Below are 751 nucleotides of genomic sequence, written 5' to 3'. Positions count from 1 at the left end.
GCAGACCAGCAGTGGTTTAGATTTATGTGAAAATTCTCGTAAATTACTTGTATAAGAAGCCGCATCGCGCAATCTAGAAAGGGTCACACCTCCCAAAGTGTAAAACTTCACTTCAACAGGCATGAGTATATTTTCTTTATCATTCCTTGCCAGAATATCGATCTCTCGGACGCGGAACGGCTCACTGGCAGGAGTTCGATGGTTAAGAGTGACATCGTAACCATGATTGACGAGGATTTCGCCGACCAGAACCTCGAATTCGAGCGCAAGCCTCCCAATCTCACGTTTAAGCATCTTCCCCCCCCTTAAAATCTTTGCGCGTTTACAAAGGCCAAAATGTTAAGCTAAGAAGATAATATTCCAAAGTCTCTTATTATTTAATGAGTAATTCCGCAAGTTTCTTCGCTGACCGAAGCTTTGAGAAGGAGGTGTAACGAGGCCCTTGCATAATCCCCTGCGGCGCATCGGCGAAGGGAATTGGCCCGATCAACTTGGCCCTCTCGGAGAACACCACTTTATATTTGCCCTCTTCACCATAGGGTTCAATCCGCGATACGGGCGCGTAATGCGTGATTGCAGATATAGGCTGGGTTTGGTACCCGGCGATATATTTGATCTTGTCGAGCATCCCGCCCGAAATTCTGATCGCATACCAACATTGTTCACCCAGAAAGACCCTATCGAACCCCTCCTTTTGAGCGGGCACGATGATGGTATCCAGCATTGCGCTCTTGGTTTGCGGGACTGATGC

Annotated in this window: 1 protein-coding gene and 1 pseudogene; both read right to left on the bottom strand. The window is 47.5% G+C overall.

Features of this window, described 5'->3' with window-relative positions:
- Positions 1-294 (bottom strand): PDDEXK family nuclease (locus VZ95_RS24630; RefSeq protein WP_156995467.1); only part of this gene is annotated, 294 nt, incomplete at its 3' end.
- A 79-nt stretch (positions 295-373) separates the two neighbouring features.
- Positions 374-751: pseudogene (locus VZ95_RS20190) on the bottom strand (GIY-YIG nuclease family protein); the annotation flags it as partial.

Origin of the sequence: Elstera litoralis (genome assembly GCF_000963705.1) — a bacterium.
In the GTDB taxonomy this organism is placed as follows: Bacteria; Pseudomonadota; Alphaproteobacteria; order Elsterales; family Elsteraceae; genus Elstera; species Elstera litoralis.
This window is presented reverse-complemented; position numbering and strand designations above follow the sequence as displayed.